Below are 19672 nucleotides of genomic sequence, written 5' to 3'. Positions count from 1 at the left end.
AGCGTTACGGCAATCGCCGGATTTGGCAAGCCGCACACGCCGTCGCGGCGCGGCGTCACGCCCCGATCGCCCGAAAAACCGCCCCCCCGGCGGGCCGTCAGGCGGTGGAGGACAGAAACCCCCTCAGCCGCGCGCTTTCGGGCTGGCCGAACAGGCGGTCCGGCGCACCCTCCTCCTCGACCAGACCCTGGTGCAGGAACACCACGTGGTCCGAGCAGTCGCGTGCCATGCGCATGTCATGGGTGACCAGGATCATGGTGCGCCCCTCCTCTGCCAGGGCCTGGATCACCCGCACCACCTCCTGCTCCAGCTCCGGGTCCAGCGCCGACGTCGGCTCGTCGAACAGCAGCGCGCGGGGCTCCATCGCCAGCGCCCGCGCGATGGCCGCGCGCTGCTGCTGGCCGCCGGACAGCTCCGCCGGATAGCGGTCCGCCTTGTCGCCGATGCCCACCTTGTCCAGATAGGCGCGCGCGGCCGCCTCGACCTGCGGGCGGGGACGGCCCAGCACATGGACCGGCGCCTCCATGACGTTCTGCAGCACGGTCATGTGCGCCCACAGGTTGAACGACTGGAACACCATCGACAGGTTGGTGCGGATCCGTGTGACCTGTTTCGCATCCGCCGGCCGGCGGGTCGCGCCCCTGCCGGTCCAGCGCACCGGCTCGCCCTCGAACGCGATCTCGCCGCCCTGGCTGTCCTCCAGCAGGTTGCAGCACCGCAGAAGCGTGGACTTGCCGGAGCCGGACGATCCGATCAAGGACACCACATGGCCGCGCGGGGCCGTCAGGTCGATGCCCCGGAGCACCTCCAGCGTGCCATAGCTCTTGTGCAGGTCTCGGACCGACAGGACCGGTTCGGCGGATGTCATCGCCGGACTAGGGCCGATCCGGCGCGCAATTGCAACGCCCCGCGACGCCGCCGCCGCCTCAGAACCACTGGCCCGGCTCCATCAGCCCCAGGTCCAGCAGCTGCCCGGAGCGCCAGTCGAACGGCACCGACCGGTCCCACATGAAGCTGTCGATCCCGGCCCGCGAACCGGCATTGGTGGCCAGCGCCTTGGCCGCCCGGAAAGAGCAGACCGCCGCCGTCAGGTTGTTGTGCCACGGGCAGGCATAAGTGTTGTACTCCGTCTCCGAAAAGGTGAAATCGGGCCGCATCCGCAGCCCCGGCACGGCCCGGAACAGGCCGATGCGGTCGATCCTGCGGCGCGCCGCCGGCACGTGCTCCTCATAGCGCCAGCGCAGCCCGCCGAAGAAATCCAGCTGCCGGTCCAGCGCCGTGTCGGGCCGGTCGGGATCGGGGCGCGCATTGGCGTAGTAGCCGGACGCGTCCAGATGCGCCGTCTTCAGGCAGACCGCGCCCGTCGCACCCAGGTCGGCGGCATAGAGGTCCACCACATAGGTCATCATGGCGGCGCGCCGTTCCTCTGCGTGAAAGGCCAGCATCTCGGCCACGCGGCGGGTCTCGCAGAACGGAAAGAACAGGTATTCGGCGTTGAACGCCATGTGCATCCACAGGCCCGGCCCCTTGTCGATCAGCGTGTTGACGGCCGCGGCCACCGCATCGGGCCGGTCGTTGCGCCAGCCGATGCGGACCGTGCGGACCCCCTCCGCGCCGGGGGGCGGAACGGCGGCGCCCATGACCACGACGGTGCGGAACCCCCGCGCGACCATGTGGCCGAAAGAGCTTGCGACCTCGGTCGCGTCCTCGCACAGCAGCAGCGCCACCGGCCCGTCCAGCGCGACACGCGGCGCGTCGCGGAAGGCGTCGAGTGAGTCGTATGTCTGCATCCCTCCTTCTTGCCAGCGCCGCGGCGCATTGCAAGCGTCGCCCGGCCCCGTGCGCCCCCGTGCGTCCCCGTGCGTCCCCGTTGCGGGACGCCGCGCGACGCGGTACATGCTGCCGGTCCCCAGAGCCAGAGGCCCCCATGCCGGCAGAGCGCAAGCTTTTCATCAAGACCTACGGCTGCCAGATGAACGTCTACGACAGCGAGCGCATGGCAGAGGCGCTGGGCGGGTCCGGCTACGTCGTCACCGACGACGCGGAAGAGGCGGACATGATCCTGCTCAACACCTGCCACATCCGCGAGAAGGCGGCGGAAAAGATGTATTCCGAACTCGGCCGGCTGCGCGGGCTCAAGGATGCCAACCCCGACCTGCGGATCGGCGTCGCGGGCTGCGTCGCCCAGGCCGAGGGGCAGGAGATCCTGCGCCGCCAGCCGCTGGTCGATCTGGTGGTCGGCCCGCAAAGCTACCACCGCCTGCCGCAGATGGAGGCCCGCGTGCGCGGCGGCGAACGCGCGCTCGACACCGACTTCCCCGATGAGGACAAGTTCGACCACCTGGCCGCCCGTCCCAGGGCGCGGCGCGGGCCGGGCGCGTTCCTGACCGTGCAGGAGGGGTGCGACAAGTTCTGCGCCTTCTGCGTGGTGCCCTATACCCGCGGCGCGGAGGTCTCGCGCCCCGCCGCCCGTGTCCTGTCGGAGGCCCGCGACCTGGTCGAGCGCGGCGTGCGCGAGATCACGCTTCTGGGCCAGAACGTGAACGCCTATCACGGCGACGGGACGGGCGGGGAATGGAGCCTGGCGCGGCTGATCCGTGAGCTTGCGCGCATCGACGGGCTGGACCGGATCCGCTACACCACCAGCCATCCCAACGACATGGACGACGACCTGATCGCCGCCCATGGCGAGGTGGCAGAGCTGATGCCCTACCTGCATCTGCCGGTGCAGTCCGGCAGCGACCGGGTGCTGAAGGCCATGAACCGCAAGCACACCGCCGACAGCTACCTGAGGTTGATCGGGCGCATCCGCGCCGCGCGTCCCGACATCCTCATCTCGGGCGATTTCATCGTCGGCTTCCCGGGTGAGACGGAGTCCGATTTCGCCGACACCCTGGCGCTGGTGGGGGCGGTCGAATACGGCCAGTGCTATTCGTTCAAGTACTCCACCCGCCCCGGCACCCCCGCCGCCGAACGCCCCCAGGTGGAAGAGCCCGTCAAGGACGACCGCCTCCGGCGGCTCCAGGCGTTGCTGCGCGACCAGCAGCACGCCGTCCAGCGCCGGATGGTCGGCCAAGAGGTCGGCGTGCTGTTCGACAAGCCGGGCCGCGAGCCGGGGCAGATGGTCGGCAAGTCCGATCACCTCCATTCCGTGTTCGTGTTCGTGGCCGGCGACGGCGTCGCGCGGGGCGATCTCCGGCGCGTCAGGATCACCGCCAGCGCACCGAATTCCCTGGCCGGGACGCTCGTCTGAGGCGTGTTCGCCGGCGGCGGCGCAATCGGGACGATTTTTGACCCGCCGCGACTCGCCGGGCCGGTTTTTTGACGCGGGGCGGCCCGCCGGGCGGGGTTTTTGTACGAAACCGCGGTGTCGGGCCTTGTGTCGGGACCGGGCAGCGCCCACTCTGACTGCGAACCCTTCGCCCCGGAGCATCGCTTGGCCCAGACCACCCGTCCGCTGCCACCGCTCGACCAGACCGCATCGGCCCCGTCCGAAACCACCCTCGAATTCCAGGACAACCGCCTGCTGATCGACCTCTGCGGGGTCGGCGACGCGAACCTGGTCCAGGTCGAGAAAGAGCTTGACGTGCAGATCCTGCGCAGGGGCAACCATCTGACGATCATGGGAAATCCTGAGTCCCGCGCCCAGGCGGCAGAGGTTCTCGGGGCGCTCTACGTCCGTCTGGAATCCGGCCGCGACGTGGATGCGGGCGCGATCCTGGCAGAGATCCGCATGGACAGCGCCGCGGGTCCGGACGGCGCGCGCGACGGCGACCAGATCGAGATGTTCTCGGCCGGCGCCGTAGAGATCCGCACCCGCAAGAAGCTGGTCGAACCCCGCACCGACGCGCAAAAGGCTTATGTTCGTTCACTTTTTTCCAAGGAGCTGTGCTTCGGCATCGGCCCCGCGGGCACCGGCAAGACCTATCTGGCGGTGGCCGTCGGGGTCAATCTCTTCGCCCAGGGAGAGGTCGACCGCATCATCCTGTCCCGCCCCGCCGTGGAGGCCGGCGAGAGGCTGGGCTTCCTGCCCGGCGACATGAAGGACAAGGTCGATCCCTACATGCAGCCGCTCTACGACGCGCTGAACGACTTCCTGCCCGGCAAGATGCTGGCCAAGCTATTGGAAGAAAAGAAGATTGAGATCGCGCCCCTGGCCTTCATGCGCGGCCGCACGCTGTCGAACGCCTTCGTCGTGCTGGACGAGGCGCAGAACGCCACCGCGATGCAGATGAAGATGTTCCTGACCCGTCTGGGTCAGGGCAGCCGCATGGTGGTGACCGGCGACCGCACCCAGATCGACCTGCCGCGGGGACAGACCTCCGGTCTCGGCGATGCCGAGCGTCTGCTGGGCGGGATCGACAAGATCGCGTTCAACTATTTCACCTCCGCAGATGTTGTGCGTCACCCGCTGGTGGCCCGCATCATCCAGGCCTATGAGGGCGACGCGGCGGGCTGACCCGCCGGACAACGGGAGACGGGCGTGGCCGTCGAGATCCTCATCGAGACCGAAGGCTGGCGGGACGTGGACGTGACGGCCCTGGCGTTCCGTGCCGTCGGCGCCACCCTGCGTCACCGGCGCGTGGATCCGGCCTGCGATGTCTCTGTCCTGGCCTGCGACGACGCCCGCATCGCCGCGCTCAACAGCGATTTCCGCGACCGTCCGCGCCCCACCAACGTCCTCTCCTGGCCGTCGGAAGAGCGCGGCGCCTGCCGCGACGGCGCGGCACCCGCCGCGCCCCGGGACCCCGAACTGGGCGACATCGCCATCGCGCTCGGGACCTGCGCGGCAGAGGCCGCCGCCGCGGGCATCCCGCTTGCCGATCACGCCACCCATCTGCTGGTCCACGCCACGCTGCACCTGCTGGGCTACGACCATGTCCGCGACGGCGACGCGGCGCTGATGGAAACGCTCGAAACCGAAATACTTGCAGACCTCGGGCTGCCCGACCCATATAGCCGGTAGACGACGCGGCCCCGACACCATGGAAAGGCGACATGTCTCAGACGGAAGAGGGCGACCGCCCCGACCGCGACCCGGAAACCGAAGAGGACGACAGTCCCGAACGCGGTTTCTTCGGGCGCATCTTCAATACGTTCTCGGGCGTCGAGGATCCGGCCGACCCGGATGCCGAACGGCCCGCCGGCCAGAGGCAGACGCCCGGCCTGCTCAACCTCAGCCGGATGCGGGTGGAGGACGTGGCCATCCCGTCGGTAGAGATCGTGTCGGTTCCGCTCGACATGTCCATGGAGGATCTCGTCGGGACGTTCCGCGAGTCCGGCCTGACCCGGCTGCCGGTCTATGACGGCACGCTCGACCACCCCAAGGGGATGGTGCATCTCAAGGACTTCGCCCTGCGCCACGGGTTCGGCAACGACCGCGATTTCGATCTGGAGCGGATGATGCGGCCGCTGATCTACGCGCCGCCCTCGATGCCCATCGGGGTTCTCTTGCAGCGGATGCAGAGCGAGCGCACGCACATGGCGCTGGTGATCGACGAATACGGCGGCGTGGACGGCCTGGTGACCATCGAGGATCTGATCGAGCAGGTCATCGGCCAGATCGAGGACGAGCACGACGAGGATGAGGACCAGCTCTTTTCTGAGGAGAAGCCCGGCGTCTGGCTGGCGCAGGCGCGCACGCCTCTGGACCAGTTCGAGGAGGCGGTGGGCGCGTCGCTCACCGACCCCGAGGACGATGAGGAGGCCGACACGCTGGGCGGCGTCGTCGTGGTTCTCACCGGACGCGTGCCCGCGCGGGGTGAGGTCATCCCCCATCCGTCCGGTGCGGAGTTCGAGATCGTGGACGCGGACCCCCGGCGCCTGAAACGGCTGCGGGTCCGTTTCCCGGCGCGCGATTGATGCGCACGGCCGAACGCAAAGACGCGCGCCCTTGACGGAAGGTCGCCGCCGGGCGCTGGCACTGCTGGCCGGGATCGGGGTCGCCCTGGGGCAGGTGCCGTTTTCGCTGGTGCCTCTGGCCTTGGCCGCGCTGGGATTGGCGGGGTGGCTGGCGATGCGCTCTTCCACCGCCTGGCGCGCCGCGTGGATCGGACTGGCGGCGGGCACGGGATACTTCGGCACCACGCTGCACTGGATCGTCGCGCCGTTCCTGGTCGAGCCAGAGGTTTACGGCTGGATGGCGCCCTTCGCCTTCGTGTTCACCGCGGTGGGGTTCGGCCTTTTCTGGATGCTGGCCTTCGGGGTGGCGCGGCGGGTCGCCGCCAACGGCTGGCGCTTCGCTCTCGCTTTCGCGGGGGCGTTGGCGGGGGCGGAGGCGCTGCGCGCGCTCATCCTCACCGGCTTTCCCTGGGTACTCCTGGGCACGGTCTGGTCGGAGGGACCCGGTGCGCAGCTTGGCGCCTTTGTCGGTCCGTTCGGGCTGACGCTGCTGGTCGCGGGCATCGGTGGCGGGCTGGCGGCCCTTGGGCCCAGGCCGGTGTCGCTGGCCGGCCTTGTCCTGGCCTGGACCGTGCCGATCGGCCTGGGCGCGCTCCGCCCCCCAGCGCCGCCCGTTGCCGATGACGCCGCCACGGTCCGGCTGGTCCAGCCGAACGCCCCCCAGGACGAAAAATGGGATCCGGTCCTGTCGCAGGAGTTTTTTCAGCGCGCTCTGGAATTCACCGCTGCCGGCGCCGTGCCGGATCTGGTGATCTGGCCCGAAACCTCCGTCCCCTTCCTGATCGAAACCGGACAGGGTCCCGCAATCGACCGTATGGCCATGGCCGCCCGCGGCGCGCGGCTGGTCTTCGGCGCGCAGCGGCTGGGCGACGGCTGGCGCTATTTCAACTCGGCCCTCGTGCTTGGCCCGGACGGACAGATCGCGGACAGCTACGACAAGTACCACCTGGTGCCCTTCGGCGAATACGTTCCTTTCGGCGATTTCGCCGCGCGGTTCGGGATCCGCGGCCTCGCCGCGTCGCAGGGTTTCGGCTATTCGGCGGGGCCGGGCCTGCGCACCATCGACCTTGGCCCCCTCGGCAACCCTCTGCCGCTGATCTGCTACGAGGCGATCTTTCCCGAAGAGGTCGGCGCCGTCTCGCCGCGGCCTGACTGGCTCATGCAGATCACCAACGACGCCTGGTTCGGCACCTTCGCCGGACCGCAGCAGCACCTGGCCATCACACGGATGCGCGCGATAGAGCAGGGATTGCCGATGATGCGCGCCGCCAATACCGGCATCTCCGCTGCCATAGACGCCGGCGGGCGCGTCCTGGCGTCGATCCCGCTGGGAGAGGCAGGCTATCTGGACGTGCCGTTGCCGCCGGCACGGTCGCCGACGCTGTATGCGCGGACCGGCGACTGGCCCGCCTGGGGTGCCATGCTGCTGTCCCTGCTGGCCGCGCGGTGGCTCCGCCCGAAACGCCTTGAAGCGGGCGGTCGGCCCCGATAGTGCGTCACTTCAAAGCGCACAACGGCTTCCTGACGTGCGCTCCACGCGGACTCATCGGAGCACTCCACATGCCACGTCAGAACTATATCTTCACTTCGGAATCCGTGTCCGAGGGTCATCCGGACAAGGTCTGCGACCGGATCTCGGACGCCGTGCTCGACGCCTTCCTGTCCGAGGAACCCGAGGCCCGCGTCGCCTGCGAGACCTTCGCCACCACCAACCGGGTCGTCATCGGCGGAGAGGTCGGCCTTTCGGACAAGGGCAAGCTGGACGAGTACCTCGGCCAGGTCGAGACCATCGCCCGCGACTGCATCCGCGACATCGGATATGAACAGGAGAAGTTCCACTGGGAGACCTGCGAGGTGTCGAACCTGCTGCACGCCCAGTCCGCGCATATCGCGCAGGGCGTGAACGGCGACGGCAACAGGGACGAGGGGGCGGGCGACCAGGGCATCATGTTCGGTTACGCCGTCGAGGACACGCCGGAACTCATGCCCGCCGCCATCCACTACGCCCATCATGTGCTCCGGCGTCTGGCGGACGTGCGCAAGTCGGGCGAGGAACCGACCCTGCGCCCCGATGCCAAGAGCCAGATCTCGCTGCGGTACGAGGACGGGCACCCGGTGGAGGTCACGTCCATCGTGCTCTCCACGCAGCATGAGCGCGAGGACCAGACCAGCGACGACATCCGCGCCATCGTCGAGCCCTATATCCGGGAGGTCATTCCCGATGGCTGGATCACCGACGCGACGGAATGGTGGGTGAATCCCACCGGCGTCTTCGTGATCGGCGGCCCTGACGGCGACGCGGGGCTGACGGGGCGCAAGATCATCGTGGACACCTACGGCGGCGCGGCCCCCCACGGTGGCGGCGCCTTTTCGGGCAAGGACCCCACCAAGGTGGACCGGTCGGCCGCCTATGCCGCGCGCTACCTTGCCAAGAACGTGGTCGCCGCCGGCATGGCCAAGCGGTGCTGCATCCAGCTGTCCTACGCCATCGGGGTGTCCAAGCCGCTGTCGATCTACGCCGACACCTACGGCACCGGAGAGGTCCACGAGGAAGAGATCGAGCGCGCCGTGGCAGAGGTCATGGACCTGACGCCGCGCGGGATCCGCACCCATCTCGGCCTCAACCGCCCGATCTTCGAGCGCACGGCCGCCTACGGGCATTTCGGCCGCGCGCCGGAGGAAGACGGCGGATTTTCGTGGGAGCGTACCGACCTGGCCGATGCGCTGAAGCGCGCCGTCTGAACGGGATCGGGGCAGGGCGGGCCACCGGGACCGTCCTGCCTGCGCCGCCGGGCGAAGCCGGGCGTCCGCCGGCATTGCGGCCCGGCCGGCAGCCGAATATGCCACGCACCATGTCCGAAAAGCCCCAAAGCGCGCCCTGGCGCAACTTCTACGGCCGTCGCAAGGGCCACAACCTCAAGCCCAGCCAAGAGCGCTATCTGGCCGAGGATCTGGCCGCCCTGGCGCCCGGCCCGGTCGGCTGGGAGGTCAACCCGGAGCGCAGGCCGCTGGACCTGGCGGCTCTCTTCGGACAACGGGACGTGTGGCTGGAGATCGGCTTCGGCGGCGGAGAGCACCTGATCCATCAGGCGCTGCGCAATCCGGACGTAGGGATCATCGGGGCCGAACCCTACATCAACGGCGTCGCCATGTTGCTGGGCAAGGTCCGCGCGGCCGGGTGCGGCAATCTCCGCATCCATCCCGGCGACGCGCGCGATCTCTTCGACGTGCTGGAGGCGGGGTCCATCTCCCGCGCCTTCCTGCTCTATCCCGATCCCTGGCCGAAGGCGCGCCACCACCGCCGGCGATTCGTCACGCCGGAGCATCTGGAACCGCTCGCCCGCTGCCTCCGGCCCGGCGCGATCCTGCGGGTGGCCACCGACATTCCCGACTACGTGCGGCAGACGCTTGGGGAAGTGCCGCGTGCAGGCTTCGACTGGCTGGCCGAGGGCCCGCAGGACTGGCGTCTGCCCTGGGACGACTGGGTTCCGACCCGCTATGAGCGCAAGGCCCTGCGCGAGGGGCGGGTGCCGCATTACCTGACCTTTCGACGGCGCTGACGGACGTGGCCGCCGGGCCACGGCACCGCCGAATTGCGCAAAGACCGGCCGACCGACAGGTGACACACGCCATCGTGTCTGCGAGGCGCGTAACAGATCATCTATGGGATTCAGCATCCTTCGCCCCGATCTTCGAGTGACCCCAATGCGTCTCAACACCTTCGCGCCGCTGCTTCTGTTCGTCTTCGTGCTCCTGCCGATCCTCGCCGCGTTCTGATTGCGCCCGATCCGCCGCAGGGCATCGCCGCTTGCGCGGCCTGCGCCGCCATGCGACTCCGGCGGCGGTTTTCTGGCATCCATGAGGGGTCCCGCCATGTCTGGCCACGGCGCGCCACAGCCCTTGACCGCCCACCGCGGCGGCCCCCTGACCGGCACGGCCCAGGTGCCCGGCGACAAGTCCATCAGCCACCGCGCGCTGATTCTGGGCGCCATGGCCGTGGGCGAGACGAAGATCGCCGGGCTGCTCGAAGGACGGGACGTGCTCGACACGGGCCGGGCGATGACGGCGCTGGGGGCGGATGTGGTTTCGCACGGGGCGGGGCGGTGGTCCGTCCATGGCGTCGGCGTCGGCGGGTTCGCGGAGCCGGAGACCGTCATAGACTGCGGCAATTCCGGCACCGGGGTCCGGCTGTTGATGGGGGCCGTGGCGACCCACGACTTCGCCACCACCTTCACCGGCGATGCCTCTCTGAACGGCCGTCCCATGGGGCGGGTGACCGATCCGCTGGCGCTGTTCGGGGCGCGGGCCGTGGGACGCTCCGGCGGGCGACTGCCGCTGACGCTGGTGGGCGCGGCCTCTCCGGTCCCGGCGCGCTACGCAACGCCGGTCCCCTCGGCGCAGGTCAAGTCCGCCGTGCTGCTGGCCGGGCTCAACGCGCCGGGAGAGACCGTGGTGATCGAGCGCGAGGCGACGCGCGACCATTCCGAGCGGATGCTCGCGGGCTTCGGCGCGACCGTCACGACCGAAGCGTCTCGGGAGGGCCGCATGATCACGCTTCAGGGCCGCCCCGAGCTGGTCCCGCAGGAGATCACCGTGCCGCGTGACCCGTCTTCGGCGGCATTTCCCGTCTGCGCGGCGCTGATCGTCGAGGGGTCCGACGTGCTGGTTCCGAACATCGGGCTGAACCCGACGCGGGCGGGCCTGTTCGAGACGCTGCGCGAGATGGGCGCGGACCTGACCTACGAATCCCCGCGTGTGGAAGGCGGCGAGCCGGTGGCAGACCTGCGCGCGCGCTTTTCGCCCGACATGAAGGGGATCGAGGTTCCGCCCGGCCGCGCCGCGTCGATGATCGACGAGTACCCGATCCTGTCGGTCGTCGCCGCCTTCGCAGAAGGCGTGACCGGCATGCCCGGCGTGGCGGAACTGCGCGTCAAGGAAAGCGACCGCATCGACGCCATGGCGACCGGTCTGCGCGCGTCGGGCGTCACGGTCGAGGACGGGCCGGACTGGTGGCGCGTCACTGGCCGCGGCCCCGCCGGCGTGCCGGGGGGCACCACGGTGGCGGCACGGCTCGACCACCGGGTCGCCATGTCGTTCCTCTGCCTTGGCCTTGCCGCGCGGGATCGCGTGACCGTGGACGATGCCGGACCCATCGCCACGTCCTTTCCCGCGTTCGAGCCGCTGATGCGCGATCTCGGCGCGCGCTTTACCCGCCCCGAATGATCGCTGGACGTTCTGCGCGCCGTCGCTAGGTCGATGACCGTGCCGGGGGCGGCAGCAGAAACGGGAGACACCATGTTTGCAACCGAGACCGAAGGCCTGTCGGTGACCGGAGGGTGCCTCTGCTCGGAGGTCAGCTTTCGCGTGACCGGGCCGCTCAGACCCGTGGCTGCCTGTCACTGCCGCCAGTGCCGCCGCAGTTCCGGCCACTATGTCGCCGCCACGGCCGCCCCCCGCGACGCGGTCGAGATCGAGGGCGAGGTGCGCTGGTACCGGTCTTCCGACACCGCCATACGCGGGTTCTGCCCCGCCTGCGGATCGAACCTGTTCTGGGACGGCGGCGGCGAAACCCTGTCGATCTTCGCGGGCGCCCTGGACGCGCCTTCGGGGGTGACTCTGGACCGGCACATCTTCTGCGCCGACAAGGGCGACTACTACGAGATCTCGGACGGCTTGCCGCAGTTCTCCGCCTCTGATCGCTGATGGCGTTCACGGTGGCGATCGACGGACCGGCGGCGGCGGGAAAGGGCACGATCTCGGCGGCCGTGGCGCGGCATTTCGGGTTCCGCCATCTCGATACCGGATTGCTCTATCGCGCCACCGGCGCGCGGGTGCTCAACGGGCAGGATGCCGCGGAAGCCGCGCGGACTCTGGAGCCGGAGGATATACAGCCCACGGATCTGCGCACGGCGGAGGTGTCCGAAGCCGCGAGCCGCGTCGCCGCCATCCCGGAAGTCCGCGCGGCGCTGGTGGCGTTCCAGCGCCGGTTCGCGCGGCTGGGCGACGGCGCGGTGCTGGACGGGCGCGACATCGGCACGGTGATCTGCCCGGAGGCGGAGGTGAAGCTTTTCGTCACCGCCTCTGCCCGCACCCGCGCCGCGCGCCGTCACGCCGAACTGGCGGACGGCACGTCGCTGGAAGAGGTGCTGGCCGATGTGGAGCGCCGAGACGCGCGGGATCGGGGCCGCGTGGATTCGCCGCTCAGGCCCGCGTCGGACGCGGTGACGATCGACACCTCGACGCTTTCCGCCGAGGAGGCCATCGCCCGTGCCATCGCGACGATCGCGCCGATCTGGGCGAATCGCTGATCCGGCAACGGGCTGCGATCCGGCCGCGGCCGGCCCTGACGCCTCGCCTTGACCCCGGTCGCCGGATCGGCGCCTTGGGCGCCGACCGGGTCGCCTCCCGCGCCTGACGGGTCGGACCTCGGGTGCCATGCATCTGCCGTGGCTGCGGGCAGGGGTGCCGCCGGCGCTCAGCACCACATAGTCCCCGCACGCAACGACGGATCGACGACATCGTAGGCACGGCGCACGCGCGGGTATTGGCCGGGCGTGCCCTCTGCCCTTGCCAAACGGGTCGGTCTGGCATAGCACACCCCCGTCGAAGGGGCGGGACAGCCTCGGGCGTGAGCAGGGTCGGTTCCGCCGGCCCTTTTTCGCATCCCGATCCCCGGCCCCGACCAATCCACCGGAGACCCGCGGAGACAACCGCGCGGCCAGAATAGACGACGTAAAAGGAAACCAGAGACCCTTATGGCTCAGAACGCATCCATGGAGGAATTCGAAGCCCTCCTGAACGAAAGCTTCGACATCGACACGCCGGACGAGGGTTCGGTGGTCAAGGGCAAGGTCCTCGCCATCGAGGCGGGACAGGCCATCATCGACGTCGGCTACAAGATGGAAGGCCGCGTCGATCTCAAGGAATTCGCCCAGCCCGGCGAAGCCCCCGAAATCAACGTCGGCGACGAGGTCGAGGTCTATCTGCGCCAGGTCGAGAACGCCCGCGGCGAGGCGGTGATCTCCCATGAGATGGCCCGCCGCGAAGCCGCCTGGGACCGCCTGGAAAAGGCCTACGCCGACGAGAACCGCGTCGAGGGCGCGATCTTCGGCCGGGTCAAGGGCGGGTTCACCGTCGATCTGGGCGGCGCCGTCGCGTTCCTGCCGGGCTCTCAGGTCGATGTGCGCCCGGTGCGCGACGCCGGCCCGCTCATGGGACTGAAGCAGCCGTTCCAGATCCTCAAGATGGACCGCCGCCGCGGCAACATCGTCGTCTCCCGCCGTGCGATCCTGGAAGAATCCCGGGCCGAGCAGCGCGCCGAGGTGATTTCGAACCTCGAAGAGGGCCAGGCCGTGGACGGCGTGGTGAAGAACATCACCGAATACGGTGCGTTCGTGGACCTGGGCGGCGTCGACGGCCTGCTCCACGTCACCGACATGGCGTGGCGCCGGGTCAACCACCCGTCCGAGATCGTCACCATCGGCGAGACGATCAAGGTTCAGGTCATCAAGATCAACAAGGAGACCCACCGCATCTCCCTGGGTATGAAGCAGCTCCAGGACGATCCGTGGGATTCGGTCGAGGCGAAGTTCCCGCTGGGATCGGTCCATGCGGGCCGCGTGACGAACATCACCGACTACGGTGCGTTCGTCGAGCTGGAACCGGGCGTCGAGGGCCTGGTCCACGTCTCAGAGATGTCCTGGACCAAGAAGAACGTCCATCCGGGCAAGATCGTCTCCACCTCTCAGGAGGTCGAGGTCATGGTGCTGGAGATCGACAGCCAGAAGCGCCGCGTGTCGCTGGGCCTCAAGCAGACCATGCGCAACCCGTGGGAGCTGTTCGCCGAGAGCCATCCGGAGGGCACCAAGGTCGAGGGCGATGTGAAGAATATCACCGAGTTCGGTCTGTTCGTGGGACTCGACCACGACATCGACGGCATGGTGCATCTGTCCGACATCTCCTGGGACGAGCGCGGCGAGGACGCCATCCAGCGTTTCCAGAAGGGCGATACCGTGCAGGCTGTGGTGACTGAGGTCGATGTGGAGAAAGAGCGCATCAGCCTGTCCATGAAGGCCATGGACGACAGCTTTACCGATGTGGTCGGAGGCGTGCAGCGCGGATCGATCATCACGGTGGAAGTGACCGCGATCGAGGATGGCGGCATCGAGGTGGAATACGAGGGGATGAAATCCTTCATCCGCCGCTCCGACCTCAGCCGCGACCGCTCCGAGCAGCGCCCCGAGCGTTTCGGCGTCGGCAACAAGGTCGATGTGCGGGTGACCAACGTGGACCAGAAGTCCCGTCGGCTGGGCCTGTCGATCAAGGCGCGTGAGATCGCCGAGGAGAAGGAGGCCGTGCAGCAGTATGGTTCTTCCGACTCGGGCGCGTCCCTTGGCGACATTCTTGGCGCCGCATTGAACCGCGACGACGACTGAGCGCGCCACGGGATGTGGAAATCCCGCAACCCCGCTCCGGTCCCGGAGCGGGGTTTTTTGCGCGAAAACCCGCTGCGGACCGGGCGCGGTCCGCGCTGGTTGCGCATGACAAAATAGGTATTTGACATGCGCGCGGGGTTTCATTTGCCGCCGCGTTCGATTTAATGGAGATCGCGCGTCGCCTGTGGCGGTTCCGCAGGGGTGGGTGCCCGGCGTCTCTCGAACGGAGGGCCGGTTCGACAAAGGGGGCTCTATCCATGATCCGCTCGGAACTGATCCAGAGAATTTCCGAAGAGAATCCGCATCTGACGCAGCGCGATGTCGAGCGGATCGTGAACACGATCTTCGAGGAGATCATCGAAGCCATGTGCAGCGGAAACCGGGTGGAGTTGCGCGGTTTCGGCGCGTTCTCCGTGAAGAAGCGCGACGCGCGGATCGGGCGGAACCCGCGCACCGGCGAAGCGGTTCAGGTCGAGGAGAAGCACGTCCCGTTCTTCAAGGCCGGCAAACTTCTCAGGGACAGGCTGAACGGGGGCTAGGACATGCGATACGTGAAATTCATCCTCTTGGCGGTCATCGCGGTGCTGCTGGTCGCCGTCGCGCTGGCCAACTCCGAGATGGTGATGCTTCGCGTCCTGCCGGAAGCGATGGCCGGTTTCCTCGGCCTGTCCTGGACCGTCCGGCTGCCGATGTTCGTGGTGATCCTTCTGGCCATCGGCGCGGGGCTTCTGGTCGGCTTCGTCTGGGAGTATGCGCGCGAGCACAAGTACCGTGTCGCCGCCCGGACGGAGCGGCGCGAACGCGTCGCGCTGGAGCGCGACATGAAGTCGTCCGGCACGCCGCGCGCCGACCGGGGCGACGATATCCTTGCGCTCCTCGAAGACGGCTCCGTTCCGACCAGACGGGCTTCGTGAGCGGAACGCGCGTCAAGTTCTGCGGACTGACCGATCCGGCCGATATCCCCGCGGCAATTCTGGCGGGAGCCGCATACCTGGGATTCGTGTTCTTTCCCAAGTCGCCCCGGCATCTGTCCACCGCCATGGCTGCCGCCATGGCCCGGTCCGTTCCGCCGGGCATCATGAAGGTGGCGCTGACGGTCGATGCCGACGATGACACGCTCGACGCTCTTCTGGCCGCGGTGCCGATCGACATGCTCCAGCTCCATGGCGACGAATCCCCGGCGCGCGTGTCCCAGGTGCGGTCGCGCAGCGGTCTTCCGGTGATGAAGGCCGTCCCGGTCTCTGACGTGTCCGACCTGGAGGCGATCGACCGCTACGCCGCCGTGGCGGATCAGCTGCTGATCGACGCGAAGGCCCCCCCCGGCGCCGATCTGCCGGGCGGCAACGGACTGGCCTTCGACTGGACGCTGATCGCGGGGCGTCGCTGGAGCGTGCCGTGGATGCTTGCTGGCGGTCTTACCCCGGACACCGTGGCCCGGGCGGTGCGGGTGACCGGCGCGCGGCAGGTGGACGTCTCCTCCGGCGTGGAAAGCGCGCCGGGGATCAAGGACGCCGGCCGAATGGCGGCCTTCGGTGCCGCGCTCGCCTGACGCGGCGGCTTGCCCCGGCCTGCCCTGGGGGCTATCGCTGGGCGCGCGCCCAACCATGAGGCCCCCATGCCCGATGACCTGATCAACTCATTCATGAGCGGCCCGGATGAGAACGGCCGGTTCGGCAAGTTCGGCGGACGCTTCGTGTCCGAGACACTGATGCCGCTGATCCTGGAGCTTGAGGCACAATACGAACATGCCAAGACCGACGACAGTTTCTGGGAAGAGATGCACCATCTGTGGACGCATTACGTCGGCCGTCCCTCGCCGCTCTATTTCGCCGAGCGGCTGACCGAACGGTTGGGCGGCGCCAAGGTCTACCTCAAGCGCGACGAACTCAATCATACCGGCGCGCATAAGATCAACAACGTGCTGGGCCAGATCATCCTGGCCCGCCGCATGGGCAAGACCCGGATCATCGCAGAGACCGGCGCCGGCCAGCACGGCGTGGCGACCGCGACGGTCTGTGCGAAGTTCGGCTTGAAATGCGTGGTTTACATGGGCGCCCATGACGTGGAGCGCCAGCAGCCCAACGTGTTCAGGATGCGCCTGCTGGGGGCAGAGGTTATACAGGTCACTTCGGGTCGCGGCACGTTGAAGGACGCCATGAACGACGCCCTGCGCGACTGGGTGACGAACGTGCGCGACACGTTCTACTGCATCGGCACAGTTGCCGGACCCCACCCCTATCCCGCGATGGTCCGCGATTTTCAGGCGATCATCGGCACGGAGGCCAAGGCGCAGATGCAGGCCGCCGAGGGGCGGCTGCCCGACACCATCATCGCGGCGATCGGCGGCGGCTCCAACGCCATGGGGCTGTTCTATCCGTTCCTCGACGACAAGGAGGTGCACATCATCGGCGTTGAGGCCGGCGGCAAGGGCGTGGACGACAAGATGGAGCATTGCGCGTCCCTGACCGGCGGGCGGCCCGGGGTGCTCCATGGCAACCGCACCTATCTGTTGCAGGACGACGACGGGCAGATCCTGGAGGGCTTCTCGATCTCGGCCGGGCTGGATTATCCCGGGATCGGGCCGGAGCACGCATGGCTGCACGACATCGGCCGGGCGGAGTATGTGTCGATCACCGACCGCGAGGCGCTGTCGGCGTTCACCCTGTGCTGCGAAACCGAAGGCATCATCCCCGCCCTTGAGCCGTCGCACGCGCTGGCCCATGTCGCCAAGATCGCGCCGGACCTGCCGTCGGACCATATCATCTGCATGAACATGTGCGGGCGGGGCGACAAGGACATCTATACGGTGGCCAAGGCGCTGGGCGTCGAACTCTCCTGACCACCCCCGGCCTGGTCACACGTGCACAGAAGCGCGTGATGTCGGTATCTTACCGCCGGAAAATCCTGCGTTTGCGGCGTGATCGCGCCGACGGTTGTGCACGTGGTGGAACGTTCGCGGCCAATGCCCATTCATGCGGGTAAGGGGTCGCGACCGGCGACCGCCATAAAAGGAGAAAATCATGACGACCAAGACACGAATTGCGACGATGGGCTCGATGCTCGGCCTGGCGACTGTGCTGACGGTCGGAGCCGCAAGCGCGCAGAACGTCTATGAGTTCGAGACAGTTGATGTGAACGGCGACGGGATCCTCAGCGAAGAGGAAATGCGGGCCGTGATGCCCGATGCTGAGGTCGTCTACTTCATGGAAAGCGTCGATTCCGATCAGGACGGCCAGCTCAGCGCCGAGGAGTTCCGCCAGCGACAGGCCCAGGCGGGCGACGATGAGAACACCGATATGTCGAACTCGGCGATGGGCGCCGGCGAAGGCGACATGACCGACAACGGTATGTCCCAAGACGGCATGATGAATGACGGTATGTCGGCAGACGGCACGTCGGACGGCGGAATGGCAATGGACGGCATGTCCGAAGACGGAATGAACGCCGACGGCATGTCCGCGGACGGTATGACCGACGGCACGGACATGTCCGATGGTTCCACCCCCGCGGAGGACTCGGGCGATACGGAAGGCAACTCCGCGAACTGATTCGCGAAGATCGCGTTCGCCAAGCCACGAAACGGCCTCCGGGGCTTCGGCTTCGGGGGCCTTTCCGCGTCAGCGGGTCAGGACAAGGATGTCGAACCGGGATTCGAGAACCGGGTACGGAAAGAGCAACCTGGCGCGGTCCGGTCCCGTCTGTTCGAACACGGCAACCTCCGGAACCGTCTGACCGGGCTCGATCGGATCCGAGCCTGCGGGCAGGTCGGCATAGTCATAAGCCGGCCCCCCCTTGACGTAGCCGACGCCGCGATAGATCGCACGGCCTTCGTGAAACGCAATGGTGCCACGGGTCAGCTGCGATCCGGTCAGTTTTTCGAACCGCCATTCCGTTGCCGATAGCTGCACGATGCGGCAGCGAAATGGCGTATAGACGACCAGATCCGTAATCCCGCCCATCTTGATCGTTCGGCAGGCCCAATCGCCATCGGGAGCAGGGGGCTGGGCGGTGCCGGAAAGCGCGTCCGTGAGGATGGCCACATCGCCGGTCGCACCGCCCGCCAGCGCGCCCAGGATCGCGGCACCCGCCGCCTCATCGAACCTCTGCAACCGGTCAAGGTCCGCTGCGCGGATGTCGGGCGCCGCGACCGCCGGTGCCGCGATCCAGACGGCAAGGATCAGGCTAGTCCAGCGCATGATCTTTCAGGATCTCCAGGGACACGATCTCCAGCGCGTTTCTATGGGTCGCGGCCAGAGAAACGCGGGGTGCACAGCCTTCCTCGGCCGCCTGCAGGAAGCGTTCGGCGCAGAGACACCAGCGATCGCCCGCCTTGAGGCCGGGAAATCCGAACTCCGGCCGCGGCGTCGACAGGTCGTTGCCTAGATATTTCGAAAGCGCCAGGAATTCGTCCGTCATGACCGCGCAGACCGTGTGGCTGCCGCGATCCTCTGTGCAGGTATTGCAATGACCGTCGCGGAAGAATCCTGTTACCGGATCCTCCGAGCAGGACAGCAGCGGGTCTCCCAAAACATTGATGGGCGGGTCTTTTTTCATCTCGTCTCCGATCGGCGGCAGAGTGCACCATTGCCTGTGCGTAGGCCAGGGGTCAGCGGAACTTGTCGATCAACTGCTGGAGAGGGGACCGGTCCGGCGGCGTCTCCGGGTCCGGCGCGGCATGCGATCGGGACTGCGGCGCGGGGCCTGCCGTACCCGCCGCGGCCTTCGGCGCCGATGTGGACGATCGCGGCGGGGCCAGGCGCAGGGCGACGGCGTTCAAGAACCGGCCCGTGTCGCCGGCTGCCAGCGCCTCCGCCCCGTCGGACACGCCCCGGAGCATGTCGTCCAGCCAGCCGTGATCCGCCTTGGCGAAGTCGTGAAGGACATAGCCCGGCACCTTGTCCTTGTGTCCCGGGTGACCGACGCCCATACGCACCCGATCGTAATGCGGCCCGAGATGCTGGTGGATCGACCGCAGGCCGTTATGGCCCGCATGGCCGCCCCCCGCCTTCCATTTCAGCTTGCCGGGCGCAAGGTCGATCTCGTCGTGGAACACGGTGACATCGGTCGAGTCCATCTTGTAAAAGCGCATCGCCTCGTTCACGGACCGGCCGGAGTCGTTCATGAACGTCTCGGGGCGGAGAAGCACCACGGGCTCCGTTCCCAGCCGCCCCTCGCAGACCCGGCCCTGAAACTTGGCCCGGAATGGCCCGAAACCATGATCGGCGGCGATCCGGTCGATGGCCATAAAGCCGATATTGTGGCGGTGCCCCGCGTATTTCGGTCCCGGATTTCCCAGACCCACGAACAGTCTCATCGCCGCGCCCTCTCGATCGGTC

General features: G+C 68.1%; 21 protein-coding genes. 16 read left to right on the top strand and 5 right to left on the bottom strand.

From position 1 onward, the window contains the following. Positions 1-97: 97 nt before the first annotated feature. Positions 98-868, bottom strand: a complete 771-nt coding sequence (locus KW83_RS01565; protein ID WP_036173487.1) for an ABC transporter ATP-binding protein — start codon at positions 866-868, stop codon at positions 98-100. A 58-nt stretch (positions 869-926) separates the two neighbouring features. Further along, entirely contained in the window at positions 927-1790 is an 864-nt protein-coding gene (locus KW83_RS01560) for a hypothetical protein (RefSeq protein WP_036173485.1), read from the bottom strand. A 137-nt stretch (positions 1791-1927) separates the two neighbouring features. Here KW83_RS01560 and miaB point away from each other — a divergent pair, with 137 nt between their 5' ends. The 16 genes from miaB to KW83_RS18960 all read left to right on the top strand — a co-directional run bounded on the left by miaB (position 1928) and on the right by KW83_RS18960 (position 17884). After that, positions 1928-3253, top strand: coding sequence for a tRNA (N6-isopentenyl adenosine(37)-C2)-methylthiotransferase MiaB (gene miaB, locus KW83_RS01555; RefSeq protein ID WP_036173482.1), 1326 nt, complete (start codon positions 1928-1930; stop codon positions 3251-3253). Positions 3254-3457: 204 nt separating this feature from the next. Then, the gene (locus KW83_RS01550) at positions 3458-4459 is read left to right on the top strand and encodes a PhoH family protein (RefSeq protein ID WP_036174817.1); all 1002 of its coding nucleotides are present in this window, start codon (positions 3458-3460) and stop codon (positions 4457-4459) included. 24 nt (positions 4460-4483) lie between these two features. Beyond that, on the top strand, positions 4484-4966 hold the full coding sequence (gene ybeY, locus KW83_RS01545; protein WP_036173475.1) for an rRNA maturation RNase YbeY: 483 nt from the start codon (positions 4484-4486) through the stop codon (positions 4964-4966). Positions 4967-4998: 32 nt separating this feature from the next. Next, positions 4999-5862, top strand: a complete 864-nt coding sequence (locus KW83_RS01540) for a CBS domain-containing protein (RefSeq protein WP_036173473.1) — start codon at positions 4999-5001, stop codon at positions 5860-5862. A gap of 31 nt (positions 5863-5893) precedes the next feature. Continuing rightward, positions 5894-7393: an apolipoprotein N-acyltransferase gene (lnt, locus tag KW83_RS01535; protein ID WP_036173472.1), complete on the top strand. Its 1500-nt coding sequence runs from the start codon at positions 5894-5896 to the stop codon at positions 7391-7393. 68 nt (positions 7394-7461) lie between these two features. Next, positions 7462-8643: a methionine adenosyltransferase gene (metK, locus tag KW83_RS01530; protein ID WP_036173470.1), complete on the top strand. Its 1182-nt coding sequence runs from the start codon at positions 7462-7464 to the stop codon at positions 8641-8643. 98 nt (positions 8644-8741) lie between these two features. Continuing rightward, complete coding sequence (gene trmB, locus KW83_RS01525; protein ID WP_051928113.1) at positions 8742-9461, top strand: tRNA (guanine(46)-N(7))-methyltransferase TrmB; 720 nt, start codon at positions 8742-8744, stop codon at positions 9459-9461. Between the two features lie 313 nt (positions 9462-9774). After that, positions 9775-11124 (top strand): 3-phosphoshikimate 1-carboxyvinyltransferase, encoded by a 1350-nt coding sequence (gene aroA, locus KW83_RS01520; RefSeq protein ID WP_036173467.1) that lies wholly within the window; start codon positions 9775-9777, stop codon positions 11122-11124. Between the two features lie 72 nt (positions 11125-11196). Further along, a complete protein-coding gene (locus KW83_RS01515) occupies positions 11197-11604 on the top strand; it encodes a GFA family protein (RefSeq protein WP_036174811.1) in 408 nt (135 codons plus the stop codon). Next, positions 11604-12209, top strand: a complete 606-nt coding sequence (locus KW83_RS01510) for a (d)CMP kinase (RefSeq protein WP_036173464.1) — start codon at positions 11604-11606, stop codon at positions 12207-12209. The genes KW83_RS01515 and KW83_RS01510 overlap by 1 nt, the downstream gene beginning before the upstream one ends. 354 nt (positions 12210-12563) lie before the next feature. Next, positions 12564-14336 carry a 30S ribosomal protein S1 gene (rpsA, locus tag KW83_RS01505; protein WP_327203954.1) on the top strand — a complete coding sequence of 591 codons (1773 nt, stop codon included), beginning with the start codon at positions 12564-12566 and terminating at the stop codon, positions 14334-14336. A 257-nt stretch (positions 14337-14593) separates the two neighbouring features. Next, on the top strand, positions 14594-14875 hold the full coding sequence (gene ihfB, locus KW83_RS01500) for an integration host factor subunit beta (protein ID WP_036173458.1): 282 nt from the start codon (positions 14594-14596) through the stop codon (positions 14873-14875). 3 nt (positions 14876-14878) lie between these two features. Then, complete coding sequence (locus KW83_RS01495; protein WP_036173455.1) at positions 14879-15250, top strand: LapA family protein; 372 nt, start codon at positions 14879-14881, stop codon at positions 15248-15250. After that, positions 15247-15885, top strand: coding sequence for a phosphoribosylanthranilate isomerase (locus KW83_RS01490; RefSeq protein WP_036173452.1), 639 nt, complete (start codon positions 15247-15249; stop codon positions 15883-15885). Before KW83_RS01495 ends, KW83_RS01490 begins: the two co-directional genes overlap by 4 nt. A gap of 66 nt (positions 15886-15951) precedes the next feature. Continuing rightward, positions 15952-17175 carry a tryptophan synthase subunit beta gene (gene trpB, locus KW83_RS01485; protein ID WP_036173450.1) on the top strand — a complete coding sequence of 408 codons (1224 nt, stop codon included), beginning with the start codon at positions 15952-15954 and terminating at the stop codon, positions 17173-17175. Between the two features lie 181 nt (positions 17176-17356). After that, the gene (locus KW83_RS18960; protein ID WP_051928111.1) at positions 17357-17884 is read left to right on the top strand and encodes a hypothetical protein; all 528 of its coding nucleotides are present in this window, start codon (positions 17357-17359) and stop codon (positions 17882-17884) included. A gap of 69 nt (positions 17885-17953) precedes the next feature. Here the strand turns inward: KW83_RS18960 and KW83_RS01475 are convergent, their stop codons facing one another. The 3 genes from KW83_RS01475 to pth are packed head-to-tail and all read right to left on the bottom strand — an operon-like array spanning position 17954 to position 19650. Continuing rightward, entirely contained in the window at positions 17954-18532 is a 579-nt protein-coding gene (locus KW83_RS01475) for a DUF4893 domain-containing protein (RefSeq protein WP_036173448.1), read from the bottom strand. Further along, positions 18519-18890, bottom strand: a complete 372-nt coding sequence (locus KW83_RS01470; RefSeq protein ID WP_036173445.1) for a DUF2237 family protein — start codon at positions 18888-18890, stop codon at positions 18519-18521. The genes KW83_RS01475 and KW83_RS01470 overlap by 14 nt, the downstream gene beginning before the upstream one ends. A gap of 52 nt (positions 18891-18942) precedes the next feature. Then, entirely contained in the window at positions 18943-19650 is a 708-nt protein-coding gene (pth, locus tag KW83_RS01465) for an aminoacyl-tRNA hydrolase (protein WP_036173443.1), read from the bottom strand. Positions 19651-19672 lie beyond the last annotated feature (22 nt).

It is taken from the genome of Palleronia rufa (assembly GCF_000743715.1).
GTDB lineage: Bacteria > Pseudomonadota > Alphaproteobacteria > Rhodobacterales > Rhodobacteraceae > Palleronia > Palleronia rufa.
The sequence above is the reverse complement of the archived record's forward strand: the minus strand, read 5'-3'. Positions and strand labels throughout refer to the sequence as shown.